The following is a 13,947-nucleotide window of genomic DNA, read 5'->3' as shown; positions in this document are numbered from 1 at the left end:
GCGGGGAGGGCCGGGCGCGCGTGCGGGGAGGGCCGGGCGCGTGTGCGGCAAGGGCCGAGGCCCGTGTCCGGCGCGGACCGGGGCGCCCTGTCCACAACCGTTTCGCGGAGGGGACCCCGGGCTCGGTAGGATTCGGGGCATTGCCATGCCATCCCGTATGTGGTGTGGCACCCCTTCAGTCAGGAGAGACCGGTGTCAGACGTCCGTGTGATCATCCAACGCGATTCCGAGCGGGAAGAACGCGTGGTGACGACGGGGACTACGGCCGCCGACCTCTTCACCGGCGAGCGCACCGTCGTCGCGGCCCGTGTCGCGGGCGAGCTGAAGGACCTCGCGTACGAGGTGCGGGACGGCGAGGAGGTCGAGCCGGTCGAGATCTCCTCCGAGGACGGCCTGAACATCCTGCGCCACTCCACCGCGCACGTCATGGCCCAGGCCGTGCAGGAGCTCTTCCCCGACGCCAAGCTGGGCATCGGCCCGCCGGTCAAGGACGGCTTCTACTACGACTTCGACGTGGAGAAGCCCTTCACGCCCGAGGACCTCAAGGCCGTCGAGAAGAAGATGCAGGAGATCCAGCGGCGCGGGCAGCGCTTCTCCCGCCGTGTCGTCACCGACGAGGACGCCCGCGAGGAGCTCGCGGCCGAGCCGTACAAGCTGGAGCTCATCGGCATCAAGGGCGCCGCCTCCACGGACGACGGCGCGAACGTCGAGGTGGGCGGCGGCGAGCTGACCATCTACGACAACCTCGACGCCAAGACCGGCGAGCTGTGCTGGAAGGACCTCTGCCGCGGTCCCCACCTGCCCACCACCCGCAACATCCCGGCGTTCAAGCTGATGCGCAACGCTGCCGCGTACTGGCGCGGCAGCGAGAAGAACCCCATGCTCCAGCGCATCTACGGCACCGCCTGGCCCTCCAAGGAGGAGCTGAAGGCGCACCTCGAGTTCCTCGCCGAGGCCGAGAAGCGCGACCACCGCAAGCTGGGCAACGAGCTGGACCTGTTCTCCATCCCGGAGCAGATCGGCTCCGGCCTCGCCGTCTTCCACCCCAAGGGCGGCATCATCCGCCGGGTCATGGAGGACTACTCGCGCCGCCGGCACGAGGAGGAGGGCTACGAGTTCGTCTACACCCCGCACGCCACCAAGGGGAAGCTCTTCGAGACCTCGGGCCACCTGGACTGGTACGCCGACGGCATGTACCCGCCCATGCAGCTCGACGAGGGCGTGGACTACTACCTCAAGCCCATGAACTGCCCGATGCACAACCTGATCTTCGACGCGCGCGGCCGCTCGTACCGTGAACTGCCGCTGCGCCTGTTCGAGTTCGGCACCGTGTACCGGTACGAGAAGTCGGGCGTCGTGCACGGCCTGACCCGCGCCCGGGGCTTCACCCAGGACGACGCGCACATCTACTGCACCAAGGAGCAGATGGCGGACGAGCTCGACAAGACGCTCACCTTCGTCCTGAACCTCCTGCGCGACTACGGTCTCACCGACTTCTACCTGGAGCTGTCCACCAAGGACCCGGAGAAGTTCGTCGGCTCGGACGAGATCTGGGAAGAGGCCACCGAGACGCTGCGCCAGGTCGCCGAGAAGCAGGGCCTCCCGCTGGTCCCGGACCCGGGCGGCGCCGCCTTCTACGGCCCGAAGATCTCCGTGCAGGCCAAGGACGCCATCGGCCGCACCTGGCAGATGTCGACCGTACAGCTCGACTTCAACCTGCCCGAGCGCTTCGACCTGGAGTACACCGGCCCCGACGGCTCCAAGCAGCGCCCGGTCATGATCCACCGTGCGCTCTTCGGCTCCATCGAGCGCTTCTTCGCCGTGCTCCTGGAGCACTACGCGGGCGCGTTCCCGGCGTGGCTGGCGCCCGTCCAGGCGATCGGCATCCCGATCGGCGACGCGCACGTGGAGTACCTCCAGAAGTTCGCCGCCGAGGCCAAGAAGCAGGGCCTGCGCGTCGAGGTCGACGCGTCCTCGGACCGGATGCAGAAGAAGATCCGCAACGCGCAGAAGCAGAAGGTGCCCTTCATGGTCATCGCGGGCGACGAGGACATGGCCGCCGGCGCCGTCTCCTTCCGCTACCGCGACGGCTCCCAGGAGAACGGCATCCCCCTCGCCGAGGCCATCGCCAAGATCGCGAAGGTCGTCGAGGAGCGCGCCCAGATCTGATCCGGCCGGCACGGCTCGGCCGAGACCCCAGCCCCCGGGAAGCTAGCTTCCCGGGGGCTTCTCGTCGCCCTCGCGCGAGAACCGCTGCAACAGCCACGAGGAGAACGACCCCGTCACCGCGCCGAGCAGCCCGAGACCGCACACCATCATGGCGACCGCGATCGTCCGCCCTCGCGGCGTCACCGGCGTCACATCCCCGTACCCGACCGTCGCGAGCGTGGAGGCGGCCCACCACACCGAGTCGCCGAAGGTGACGATCGTCGCGTTCGGCGCCCTGTACTCGGCCTGGTAGACGGCGAGGGCACCCGAGAAGCCGAGCAGCAGGACCGAGAGGCTCGCGTAGAAGATCACCCGTGAGTACAGCGGGAGGCGGGGCTCCCCGCGGCGCCGCAGCACGGAGTCGTAGAGCTTGACGACCCGCAGCGGCCGCAGCAGCGGCAGGACGAGCACCACGGTGTCCAGCACATGACGCCGGACGAACCGCCGCCCTTGCCCGCTCAGCCGCCAGCGCACCAGGTAGTCGAAGAGGAACACCGCCCAGATGGCCATGATCAACGAGAAACAGGCCTCGCGTGCGTCCTCGGGCAGATCGTGTGCCAGGACGTGCACCGCGTACCCGGCGAGGAACAGCAGTGACCCGATCGCCAGCGGTACCTCCGTGCGGCGCTCCCAGCGGGTCAGCGGGCTGTCGTCGTCCATGGCCACAGCTTGGCCGCAGGCTCCTTTGCCCGGCACCCGCCGACACGCCGCGAACGGGCGAAGCAATATGCTGCAACACATGACGAGTGAGCCGGAGCAGCAGATCGGAGTGGGAACGCAGGACGCGTTCCAGCGCCTTTGGACGCCCCACCGGATGGCCTACATCCAGGGCGAGAACAAGCCCACCGGCCCGGGGGCCGACGACGGGTGTCCGTTCTGCTCGATACCGGCCAAGTCCGACGAGGACGGGCTGATCGTGAGGCGCGGGGAGCACGTGTACGCGGTGCTCAACCTGTACCCGTACAACGGCGGGCACCTGATGGTCGTGCCCTACCGGCACGTCGCCGACTACACGGACCTCACGGGGCCGGAGACCGCCGAACTCGGTGAGCTGACCAAGCAGGCCATGACCGCCCTGCGTACCGCCTCCGGCGCGCACGGATTCAACATCGGCATGAACCAGGGGACCGTCGCGGGCGCCGGCATCGCCGCCCATCTGCACCAGCACATCGTGCCCCGCTGGGGCGGCGACACCAATTTCATGCCCGTCGTCGGCCACACCAAGGTGCTGCCGCAGCTTCTCGCGGACACCCGCAAGATGCTGGCGGAGGCCTGGCCCACCGCGTAGCCCGGTCCGGGGCGCCCACCCGTCGGGCGCCCCGTCCGTCACCGCGTCCGGGCTCGCGGCTTGCCTGGGCTCGCACCGCGTGAGGCCACGCCGGGACGCGCCCGGCGCGCGGCCCCGTGCCCGGCCCGCGGCTACGCGTCGTACAGGTCGGCCTTGCGCGGCGAGGGATCCTGCACCGCCGTGCTGAGGAACGACGAGCGGCTGCCGAACTTCTCCGTGTCGACGCCGTTCTCCGCGAGGACCTTGATCGCCGCCGAGTGCACCACGCGCAGCACCGGCGTCGCCGCCCGCAGCGCGTCGTCCGCCATGAAACGGTGCCGCCACGGCTGATCGGCCCAGGCGTGCCGCAGCCCGAAGGGCTCGGGCAGCGCCAGACTCCCGCCGATCCAGTTCAGCAGCGGCGGATACCAGGTGAGCGGCGCACGCGCCGCGAGCCGCACGACCTCGTCCGCGGTGACCAGCGGCAGGCTCACCTTGCGGGTCTCCCAGAACTTGACGGTCTTCGCGACCTCCTTGGTGGGAGCCTCCGGCTTGCTGGTGAACAGCGGGTTCACGGGGCCGAGCGCATGCCCGGTCACCTCGATGCGCAGCGTCTGGTGCAGCACGGTCACCGTGATCATCATGGTGATGATCAACTGGCCGTCCCAGAGCGTCCACTGGACCCCGAGGTAGTGCCGGTCGCCGCTGCCGAACTGCTGCTTGTTGCAGATGTCCTGCACGGCGTGCGTCTTGATCGTGTAGGCGTCCACGTCCGTGCCGCCCGGCCGGGACACCGCCTTCGCGCCCTCGCCGATCGGGGTGACGATCCAGTGCTTTATCGAAGGCGCGGGAAAACCACCGGTGTTGAGCGGACCGCGCTCCAGCATGCGCAACTGGTCGTGGACGTTGCGGATGACGTCCCAGCTCCGGAACGGATGGATCTCCTTCTTCTCGTCCAGCGCCACCAGGTCCTCGGCGAGCTGCCAGCTCCCCCAGCGCGTGCCCATGCCGAGTATGCCCTTGGGGCCCGCGTAGAAGACCGAGTTGGACTGCTGCTCCGCGGAGAGCCGAGCCAGCGACTGGCGGAGCTGCTCCGCGGCCGTCTCACCGGGGCTGCCGGGGACCGCCTCGGGAATCTTGGCACCGATGCCACCGCCCGACAGCAGGCTGTCCCAGCGCGCCCGCAGATCCTTCGCGGTGCGCTCGCAGATCTGCTTCGCCCACAACCAGCCGACGACCGGGAGGACCACCGCGGCGCGCGCGTACCAGGCCCAGAAGCCGGTGAACGGCATACGGACGAGGAAGAGGACGGCCAGGGCGCCGACCGCGAGCAGGAGCGTGGTGCCGAGAGCGGAGCCCCGCTTGTCCGTGCGCTTGGCGATCTGCGTACGGATCTGAAAGGTCATCAGCCACACCAGCAGGCCCGGCAGGAACAGCAGTCCGCAGAGCACCATGACGGCGGAGAGCCAATTGTCGCGTTCCCGGCGGATGTTGGTGGCCGCGAGGCAGTGCTCCACGACGACCTGCGGTTCGGTGCCGAAGGACTGGATGAGCGGAGCGCGGCCCTTGCCCAGCATGCGGGCCGTGACGGCACCCGCGAAGGCCTCGCCGAGATTCGGCGCGAACAGCTTGATCCGACCGGCCTTGACCGTGGACTGGTGCCATTCGTTGTCGGCCTTGAGGATCTCCTCCATCGGACTGTCGCGGTACGCGGCCGAGGCCAGGGCGAACGTCGCCGCCGTCTGCCCCGCGGAGCCCGTGAGCGGCACCTGCGCCCCGGGAGTGAAATCGAAACCGTCGAACGCCACTTCCGCCCCCATCGCCGCCGCACCCGCTCCTGCGGCCTTCCCGACTTCGGTGTCCCGCACACCTGTTGATCAGGTCTTCGTCTTGATCGGTTCTCAGAGTATCGGCCGCGGCCGACATTCGTCGGTGGACGGCCGAAGCCGCCCACCGACGGATGAGACCCCCCGCCGGAGTGCCCCGTGGTACCCCGGCTCTCAGGTACCCGCTTCCTGTTCGCGGAGCCGCTCGGCGATGTGCTGCGGCATCGGCTCGTGCCGTGCGTAGGACCGGTCGAAGCGCGCGGTGCCGTGCGAGACGGACCGCAGATCGACGGCGTACCGTCCGATCTCGATCTCGGGCACCTCGGCGCGTACCAGCGTGCGCCCGCCGGCCGCCTGCTCGGTGCCGACCACCCGGCCGCGCCGTCCCGACAGGTCGCTCATCACCGGGCCCACGTAGTCGTCGCCGACCAGGACGGTCACCTCCGCCACCGGCTCCAGGAGATGGATCGTGGCGTCACGGGCCGCCTCGCGCAGCGCGAGCGCGCCCGCCGTCTGGAACGCGGCGTCGGAGGAGTCCACCGAGTGCGCCTTGCCGTCCTTCAGCGTGACGCGTACGTCGATGAGCGGATAGCCGGCGACCACGCCCTTGGCCGCCTGGGCGCGCACCCCCTTCTCGACGGAGGGGATGAACTGCCGGGGCACGGCTCCTCCGACGACCTTGTCCACGAACTCGATGCCCGAGCCGTTCGGCAGCGGTTCGACCTCGATCTCGCAGATCGCGAACTGGCCGTGCCCGCCGGACTGTTTGACATGGCGGCCGCGCCCGGCGGACGGGCCGGCGAACGTCTCGCGCAGGGACACCTTGTGCGGCACCACGTCGACCCGCACGCCGTAGCGGTTGCGCAGCCGTTCCAGGGCGACGTCCGCGTGCGCCTCGCCCAGGCACCACAGGACGACCTGATGGGTGTTCTGGTTCTGCTCCAGGCGCATCGTGGGGTCCTCGGCCACGAGCCGTCCGAGCCCCTGGGAGAGCTTGTCCTCGTCCGCCTTGCTGTGCGCCTCGATGGCGAGCGGCAGCAGCGGGTCGGGCATCTGCCACGGCTCCATCAGCAGCGGGTCGTCCTTGGCCGAGAGCGTGTCCCCGGTCTCGGCGCGGCTCAGCTTCGCCACACTGGCGAGGTCGCCCGCGATGCAGTGGGTGAGAGCGCGCTGCTGTTTGCCGAACGGCGCGGACAGGGAGCCGACGCGCTCGTCGACGTCGTGGTCCTCGTGCCCGCGGTCGGTGAGCCCGTGCCCGGAGACGTGCACCGTCGCGTCGGGGCGAAGGGTTCCGGAGAAGACGCGGACCAGGGAGACCCGGCCGACGTACGGGTCGGACGCGGTCTTCACGACCTCCGCGACCAGGGGACCGTCCGGGTCGCAGGCCTTCACCTCACGGAGTGCGCCGTCCGGTGTGGTCACGGCAGGCGCCGGGCGCTCCAGCGGGGTCGGGAAGCCTCCCGTGATCAGTTCGAGGAGCTCGACCGTGCCGAGCCCCTGCCGGGCTCCTTCGGCGGCGGGCGCGGCGGCCAGGACGGGGAAGAAGCTCCCGCGGGCCACGGCCCGTTCCAGGTCCTGCACGAGTGTCTTGAGGTCGATCCGCTCGCCGCCGAGGTAGCGGTCCATGAGCGTCTCGTCCTCGCTCTCGGCGATGATCCCCTCGATCAGCCGGTTGCGGGCCGTCTCGATGAGCGGCTGCTGCTCGGGTCCCGGGTCCGCTTCCTTGCGCTCCCCGGAGGAGTAGTCGAACAACTGCTGGGTGAGCAGACCGATCAGGCCGGTGACGGGCGCGTGCCCGTCCGGCCCGGCGGCGCCGTGCAGCGGGAGGTAGAGCGGCAGTACGGCGTCGGGGTCGTCCCCGCCGAACGCCTGCGCGCAGATCGCGGTCATCTCCTCGAAGTCCGACCTGGCCGATTCGAGATGGGTGACCACGATGGCCCGCGGCATCCCCACGGCCGCGCACTCCTCCCACAGCATCCGGGTCGAGCCGTCCACCCCGTCCGAGGCCGAGACGACGAAGAGGGCCGCGTCCGCCGCGCGCAGACCGGCCCTCAGTTCGCCGACGAAGTCGGCGTATCCGGGGGTGTCGAGAATGTTGATCTTGTACCCGTCCCAGTCGACGGGCACCAGGGAGAGCTGCACCGAACGCTGCTGCCGGTGCTCGATCTCGTCGTAGTCCGAGACGGTGCCGCCGTCCTCCACGCGGCCCGCCCGGTTCACCGCTCCCGCCGTCAGCGCGAGAGCCTCCACCAATGTCGTCTTGCCCGATCCGCTGTGGCCGACCAGCACCACATTCCTTACGGACGCGGGGTGGTCGGCCGCCGTAGCCCTGCCGGCGGCTCCGGGGTGTGTGTTCGCCTTGTCGCCCATGGCCTTGCCTCCCGTGCACGGTGAGGTCTCTGTGGGCGCGGGACATGCCGGGGCCGCGCGCGGCGGCTCCGGTGACGCCCGCGGTCCTTCGAGCTTTGCACTCGCGTCACTGTGCGTCCATACAAGGGACGCGATCGCGCCGTGACACCGGCGGCATCGGGTCGTGACACGGGGGGGGCGGGTGCCCGGCCATCGCACAAGCGCACGCGTGGCTACGATGGGCCAGCCGACGGCCAGCAGGGGACGTCCGGCGACACCGAACCTCGGGAAGGCCATGCTGAACAAGTACGCGCGTGCATTCTTCACGCGTGTCCTCACACCGTTCGCCGCGTTTCTCGTCCGCCGGGGGGTGAGCCCCGACACGGTCACCCTCCTGGGCACGGCCGGAGTCATGGCGGGCGCGCTGGTCTTCTTCCCCCGGGGAGAGTTCTTCTGGGGAACGATCGTCATCACGCTGTTCGTGTTCTCCGACCTCGTCGACGGGAACATGGCGCGCCAGCTCGGCCGCTCCAGCCGCTGGGGCGCCTTCCTGGACTCCACACTCGACCGGGTCGCCGACGGCGCGATCTTCGGCGGCTTCGCGCTCTGGTACGCGGGCAACGGCGACGACAACGTCCTGTGCGCCGTGTCGATCTTCTGTCTCGCCAGTGGCCAGGTGGTGTCGTACACCAAGGCGCGCGGCGAGTCGATCGGTCTGCCGGTCGCGGTCAACGGTCTCGTCGAGCGCGCGGAGCGACTGGTGATCTCGCTGGTCGCCGCCGGTCTGGCGGGTCTGCACACGTTCGGAGTGCCCGGCATCCAGGTGCTGCTGCCCATCGCGCTGTGGATCGTCGCCGTCGGCAGCCTCGTCACGCTGATCCAGCGTGTCGTCACCGTGCGCCGGGAGGCCGCCGAGGCGGACGCCGAGGTCGCCGCCCACAACAGTGAGGCCACCTCGTGACGAGCCTGCGCGACAGGCTGGCCGACGGCGCCTACGCCTTGGGCTGGGGCGTCGTCAAGAAGCTTCCCGAGCCGGTCGCCGTGGGTCTCGGCCGCACGATCGCCGACATCGCGTGGAAGCGGCGCGGCAAGGGGGTCCAGCGCCTGGAGAGCAACTACGCGCGCGTGGTGCCGGACGCGACACCGCAGCGGCTCGCGGAGCTCTCCCGGGCCGGCATGCGCTCGTACCTGCGCTACTGGATGGAGTCGTTCCGGCTTCCCGCGTGGAGCGAGGAGCGGGTGACGAACGGGTTCGAGGTCAAGGATGTGCACCACCTGACCGACGGGATCGCCTCCGACCGCGGCGTCATCCTGGCCCTTCCGCACATGGCGAACTGGGATCTCGCGGGCGCCTGGGTCACCACCGGGCTCAAGACGCCGTTCACGACCGTCGCCGAGCGCCTCAAGCCCGAATCGCTGTACGACCGTTTCGTCGCCTATCGCGAGGGCCTCGGCATGGAGGTCCTGCCGCACAGCGGGGGTGCCGCGTTCGGCACGCTGGCCCGGCGCCTGCGCGACGGCGGGCTGATCTGCCTGGTCGCCGAACGGGACCTGTCCGCCTCGGGCGTCGAGGTGGAGTTCTTCGGCGAGACGACCCGGATGCCCGCGGGACCGGCCCTGCTCGCCCAGCAGACCGGCGCCCTCCTCCTGCCGGTCACGCTCTGGTACGACGACTCTCCCGTGATGCGCGGCCAGGTACATCCGCCCGTCGAGGTCCCCGAGTCGGGCAACCGGGCCGAGAAGACGTCCGTCATGACACAGGCGCTGGCCGACGCCTTCGCCGACGGCATCGCCGAGCACCCGGAGGACTGGCACATGTTGCAGCGGCTGTGGCTCAAGGACCTCGACGCCGGGAAGGCTCCCCAAGAGGGGTCCGACGCGCAGGATCCCGAGAAGAGGGCTTCGTGAGGATCGGCATCGTCTGCCCGTACTCCTGGGACGTCCCGGGCGGCGTCCAGTTCCACATCCGCGACCTGGCCGAGCACCTCATCGGACTGGGGCACGAGGTCTCCGTCCTCGCCCCCGCGGACGACGACACACCCCTGCCCCCGTACGTCGTCTCGGCGGGCCGCGCGGTCCCGGTCCCGTACAACGGCTCGGTGGCGCGGCTGAACTTCGGCTTCCTGTCGGCGGCCCGGGTACGGCGCTGGCTGCACGACGGCACCTTCGACGTGGTCCACATCCACGAGCCGTCCTCGCCGTCGCTCGGCCTGCTCACGTGCTGGGCGGCCCAGGGGCCGATCGTCGCGACCTTCCACACCTCGAACCCGCGCTCCAGGGCGATGGTCGCCGCGTACTCGATCCTCCAGGCCGCCCTGGAGAAGATCAGCGCGCGGATCGCGGTGAGCGAGTACGCCCGGCGCACCCTGGTCGAGCACCTGGGCGGTGACGCCGTCGTCATCCCGAACGGCGTCGACGTCGACTTCTTCGCCCGCGCCAAGCCCAAGCCCGAGTGGCAGGGCGACACCATCGGCTTCATCGGCCGTATCGACGAGCCCCGCAAGGGCCTGCCGGTGCTCATGAAGGCGCTGCCCGCGATCCTGGCCGAGCGTCCCCAGACGCGGCTGCTGATCGCCGGGCGCGGCGACGAGAAGGAGGCCGTGGAGTCGCTGCCCGCCGAGATGCGCTCGCGCGTCGAGTTCCTCGGCATGGTCAGCGACGAGGACAAGGCCCGTCTCCTGCGCAGCGTCGACCTGTACGTCGCGCCCAACACCGGCGGCGAGAGCTTCGGGATCATCCTGGTCGAGGCGATGTCCGCCGGGGCGCCCGTGCTCGCCGCGGATCTCGACGCGTTCGCCCAGGTCCTCGACCAGGGCTCGGCGGGCGAGCTGTTCGCCAACGAGGACGCGGACGACCTGGCGGCCGCCGCGCTGCGGCTGCTCGCCGACCCGGACCGCCGTGCCGTCCTGCGCGAGCGGGGGAGCGAGCACGTACGGCGCTTCGACTGGTCCACGGTCGGAGCGGACATCCTGGCCGTGTACGAGACGGTGACGGACGGCGCCGCCGCGGTGGCCACGGACGAACGCACAGGCCTCCGGGCCCGCTTCGGCATGGCCCGCGACTGACACCCCCCGGGGCCGCCCGACGCGTGCGCGGCCCCGGGACCGGCTCGCCTTGTGCGCGGGCCCCGGTGGGGTGGTGATCGGCACGGGTAGCCTTGCCGCCCGTGACCGCAACCCTCATCTGGATCCTCGTCGGCCTCGTCGCGATCGGCCTCTATCTGAGCTGGACCGCCGGGCGTCTCGACCGGCTGCACGCCCGTATCGACGCCGCCCGCGCCGCCCTCGACGCGCAGTTGCTGCGCCGGGCCTCCGTGGCGCAGGAGCTCGCCACCTCCGGGGTGCTCGACCCGGCCGCCTCGATCGTGCTCTACGAGGCGGCGCACGCGGCCCGGCAGGCCGAGGAGGAACAGCGCGAGGTGGCCGAGAGCGAGCTGAGCCAGGCACTGCGGGCGGTCTTCGGGGAGACCCAGCAGGTCGAGGCCGTGCGCGAGGTGCCCGGAGGCGAGGAGGCGGCCGGCGAGCTGGCCCAGGCCGTGCGCCGGGTGCCGATGGCGCGGCGCTTCCACAACGACGCCGTACGCGCCGCCCGCGCCCTGCGCCGCCACCGCAAGGTCCGCTGGTTCCGCCTCGCGGGCCACGCCCCGTTCCCCATGGCCTTCGAGATGGACGACGAGCCCCCGACGGCCCTGGCGGACCGCCCGACGAGCTGATGGACACGGGAGGGCGGCAAGGAAAACGATCCACCGCCTCCTCATTGGCCCTTGCAGTGGACTGGTCACCTCGCGTTTCCTCGGAGCTGCAGAAATCCCCTTTCCCCGAGTGAGGTCACCCGTGTCCAGCACCCTCCCCAACTCCGCCGAGAACACCGCGATCGGCACCGCCCGCGTCAAGCGCGGCATGGCCGAGCAGCTCAAGGGCGGCGTGATCATGGACGTGGTCAACGCCGAGCAGGCGAAGATCGCCGAGGACGCCGGCGCCGTGGCCGTCATGGCCCTGGAGCGGGTCCCCGCCGACATCCGCAAGGACGGCGGAGTCGCCCGGATGTCGGACCCGAACATGATCGAGGAGATCATCGAGGCGGTCTCCATCCCCGTGATGGCCAAGTCCCGCATCGGTCACTTCGTCGAGGCCCAGGTCCTGCAGTCCCTCGGCGTCGACTACATCGACGAGTCCGAGGTCCTCACCCCGGCCGACGAGGTCAACCACTCCGACAAGTTCGCGTTCACCACCCCCTTCGTCTGCGGCGCCACCAACCTGGGCGAGGCCCTGCGCCGTATCGCCGAGGGCGCGGCCATGATCCGCTCCAAGGGCGAGGCCGGCACCGGCAACGTCGTCGAGGCCGTCCGCCACCTGCGCCAGATCAAGAACGAGATCGCCCGCCTGCGCGGCTTCGACAACAACGAGCTGTACGCCGCCGCCAAGGACCTGCGCGCCCCGTACGAGCTCGTCAAGGAGGTCGCCGAGCTCGGCAAGCTGCCGGTCGTGCTGTTCTCCGCCGGTGGTGTCGCCACCCCCGCCGACGCCGCGCTCATGCGCCAGCTCGGCGCCGAGGGCGTCTTCGTCGGCTCCGGCATCTTCAAGTCCGGCGACCCGGCCAAGCGTGCCGCCGCCATCGTGAAGGCCACCACCTTCTACGACGACCCGAAGATCATCGCGGACGCGTCCCGCAACCTCGGCGAGGCCATGGTCGGCATCAACTGCGACACCCTCCCCGAGACCGAGCGCTACGCCAACCGCGGCTGGTAGTCACATGAGCACCCCTGTCATTGGCGTCCTGGCTCTCCAGGGCGACGTACGGGAACACCTCATCGCCCTGGCCTCGGCGGACGCCGTGGCCAGGCCGGTGCGGCGCCCCGAGGAGCTCGCCGAGATCGACGGTCTGGTCATACCCGGCGGCGAGTCCACCACCATCTCCAAGCTGGCGGTCCTCTTCGGAGTGATGGAGCCGCTGCGCGCGCGGGTCCGCGACGGCCTGCCCGTCTACGGCACCTGCGCCGGCATGATCATGCTCGCCGACAAGATCCTCGACCCGCGCTCGGGCCAGGAGACCATCGGCGGCATCGACATGATCGTGCGCCGCAACGCCTTCGGACGGCAGAACGAGTCCTTCGAGGCGGCGGTCGACGTCGAGGGCGTCGAGGGCGATCCTGTAGAGGGCGTCTTCATCCGCGCCCCCTGGGTCGAGTCCGTGGGCGCCGAGGCCGAGGTGCTCGCCGAGCACGGCGGCCACATCGTCGCGGTACGCCAGGGGAACGTGCTCGCCACGTCGTTCCACCCGGAGCTGACCGGCGACCATCGTGTGCACGGCCTGTTCGTCGACATGGTCCGGGCGAACCGGACAGTGGCGTCCTAGTAGGATCTGGAGGTCCCCTCAGGCTCCGCGAGCCAGGGGGGGGTCGTCCAGGTTGGGTTACGCGAAGGAGACAGGCAGATGTCCGGCCACTCTAAATGGGCTACGACGAAGCACAAGAAGGCCGTGATCGACGCCAAGCGCGGCAAGCTCTTCGCGAAGATGATCAAGAACATCGAGGTCGCCGCCCGCACCGGTGGCGCCGACGTGTCCGGCAACCCGACACTGTTCGACGCCATCCAGAAGGCGAAGAAGAGCTCGGTCCCGAACAAGAACATCGACTCCGCGGTCAAGCGCGGCGCCGGTCTCGAAGCCGGTGGCGCCGACTACGAGACGATCATGTACGAGGGTTACGGCCCGAACGGTGTCGCGGTGCTCATCGAGTGCCTCACCGACAACCGCAACCGCGCCGCCTCCGACGTGCGCGTCGCCATGACCCGCAACGGCGGCAGCATGGCCGACCCGGGCTCCGTGTCGTACCTCTTCAACCGCAAGGGCGTCATCCTCGTCCCCAAGGGCGAGCTGTCCGAGGACGACGTCCTCGGTGCCGTGCTCGACGCGGGCGCCGAGGAGGTCAACGACCTCGGCGAGAGCTTCGAGGTCCTCTCCGAGGCCACCGACCTGGTCGCGGTGCGCACCGCGCTCCAGGGAGCCGGCATCGACTACGACTCCGCCGACGCCAACTTCGTCCCGACCATGCAGGTCGAGCTCGACGAAGAGGGCGCCCGGAAGATCTTCAAGCTGATCGACGCGCTGGAGGACAGCGACGACGTGCAGAACGTCTTCGCCAACTTCGACGTCAGCGACGAGGTCATGGAGAAGGTCGACGCCTGACCGAGGGCTTGCTCGAAGCGACGGGCCGACGGGACACCCCCCCCCCGCCCCCCCCCGCCGGGGGCAGTGCCACCCCAAAGAGAGGGCGAGAGGGGGTGGTGGGGAAAAGGG

The 13,947-nt window shown here is 70.3% G+C and carries 12 protein-coding genes; 9 read left to right on the top strand and 3 right to left on the bottom strand.

Features of this window, described 5'->3' with window-relative positions; genetic code table 11:
- The first annotated feature begins 192 nt into the window (after window positions 1–192).
- Complete coding sequence (gene thrS / locus ACWEBX_RS28880) at window positions 193–2,169, top strand: threonine--tRNA ligase (protein WP_451887726.1); 1,977 nt, start codon at window positions 193–195, stop codon at window positions 2,167–2,169.
- 42 nt (window positions 2,170–2,211) lie between these two features.
- Here thrS and ACWEBX_RS28875 read toward each other — a convergent pair whose 3' ends face one another.
- A complete protein-coding gene (locus tag ACWEBX_RS28875) occupies window positions 2,212–2,868 on the bottom strand; it encodes a potassium channel family protein (RefSeq protein WP_451887725.1) in 657 nt (218 codons plus the stop codon).
- Between the two features lie 67 nt (window positions 2,869–2,935).
- Here ACWEBX_RS28875 and ACWEBX_RS28870 point away from each other — a divergent pair, with 67 nt between their 5' ends.
- The gene (locus tag ACWEBX_RS28870) at window positions 2,936–3,496 is read left to right on the top strand and encodes an HIT family protein (protein ID WP_103547824.1); all 561 of its coding nucleotides are present in this window, start codon (window positions 2,936–2,938) and stop codon (window positions 3,494–3,496) included.
- 131 nt (window positions 3,497–3,627) lie between these two features.
- Here the strand turns inward: ACWEBX_RS28870 and ACWEBX_RS28865 are convergent, their stop codons facing one another.
- Both ACWEBX_RS28865 and ACWEBX_RS28860 read right to left on the bottom strand, forming a co-directional pair.
- Complete coding sequence (locus ACWEBX_RS28865; RefSeq protein ID WP_451887724.1) at window positions 3,628–5,295, bottom strand: hypothetical protein; 1,668 nt, start codon at window positions 5,293–5,295, stop codon at window positions 3,628–3,630.
- A 180-nt stretch (window positions 5,296–5,475) separates the two neighbouring features.
- Complete coding sequence (locus ACWEBX_RS28860; protein ID WP_451887723.1) at window positions 5,476–7,671, bottom strand: elongation factor G-like protein EF-G2; 2,196 nt, start codon at window positions 7,669–7,671, stop codon at window positions 5,476–5,478.
- A gap of 217 nt (window positions 7,672–7,888) precedes the next feature.
- Between ACWEBX_RS28860 and pgsA the strand changes: the two genes are divergently transcribed.
- From pgsA to ACWEBX_RS28825, 7 genes are all read left to right on the top strand, one after another.
- Window positions 7,889–8,611: a phosphatidylinositol phosphate synthase gene (gene pgsA, locus ACWEBX_RS28855; RefSeq protein WP_384797214.1), complete on the top strand. Its 723-nt coding sequence runs from the start codon at window positions 7,889–7,891 to the stop codon at window positions 8,609–8,611.
- Complete coding sequence (locus tag ACWEBX_RS28850) at window positions 8,608–9,558, top strand: phosphatidylinositol mannoside acyltransferase (RefSeq protein ID WP_451887722.1); 951 nt, start codon at window positions 8,608–8,610, stop codon at window positions 9,556–9,558. The genes pgsA and ACWEBX_RS28850 overlap by 4 nt, the downstream gene beginning before the upstream one ends.
- Window positions 9,555–10,715, top strand: coding sequence for a glycosyltransferase family 4 protein (locus ACWEBX_RS28845; RefSeq protein ID WP_451887721.1), 1,161 nt, complete (start codon window positions 9,555–9,557; stop codon window positions 10,713–10,715). Before ACWEBX_RS28850 ends, ACWEBX_RS28845 begins: the two co-directional genes overlap by 4 nt.
- Window positions 10,716–10,816: 101 nt before the next feature.
- Complete coding sequence (locus tag ACWEBX_RS28840) at window positions 10,817–11,362, top strand: hypothetical protein (protein ID WP_355773224.1); 546 nt, start codon at window positions 10,817–10,819, stop codon at window positions 11,360–11,362.
- Between the two features lie 121 nt (window positions 11,363–11,483).
- Window positions 11,484–12,398: a pyridoxal 5'-phosphate synthase lyase subunit PdxS gene (gene pdxS / locus ACWEBX_RS28835; protein WP_037621192.1), complete on the top strand. Its 915-nt coding sequence runs from the start codon at window positions 11,484–11,486 to the stop codon at window positions 12,396–12,398.
- Between the two features lie 4 nt (window positions 12,399–12,402).
- Window positions 12,403–13,005 carry a pyridoxal 5'-phosphate synthase glutaminase subunit PdxT gene (gene pdxT, locus ACWEBX_RS28830; RefSeq protein WP_451887720.1) on the top strand — a complete coding sequence of 201 codons (603 nt, stop codon included), beginning with the start codon at window positions 12,403–12,405 and terminating at the stop codon, window positions 13,003–13,005.
- A gap of 78 nt (window positions 13,006–13,083) precedes the next feature.
- Window positions 13,084–13,836, top strand: coding sequence for a YebC/PmpR family DNA-binding transcriptional regulator (locus ACWEBX_RS28825; RefSeq protein WP_451887719.1), 753 nt, complete (start codon window positions 13,084–13,086; stop codon window positions 13,834–13,836).
- Window positions 13,837–13,947 lie beyond the last annotated feature (111 nt).

This window comes from Streptomyces sp. NPDC005070 (genome assembly GCF_053600395.1).
Note: the sequence above shows the minus strand (reverse complement) of the source record. Positions and strands in the feature narration are given on the sequence as shown.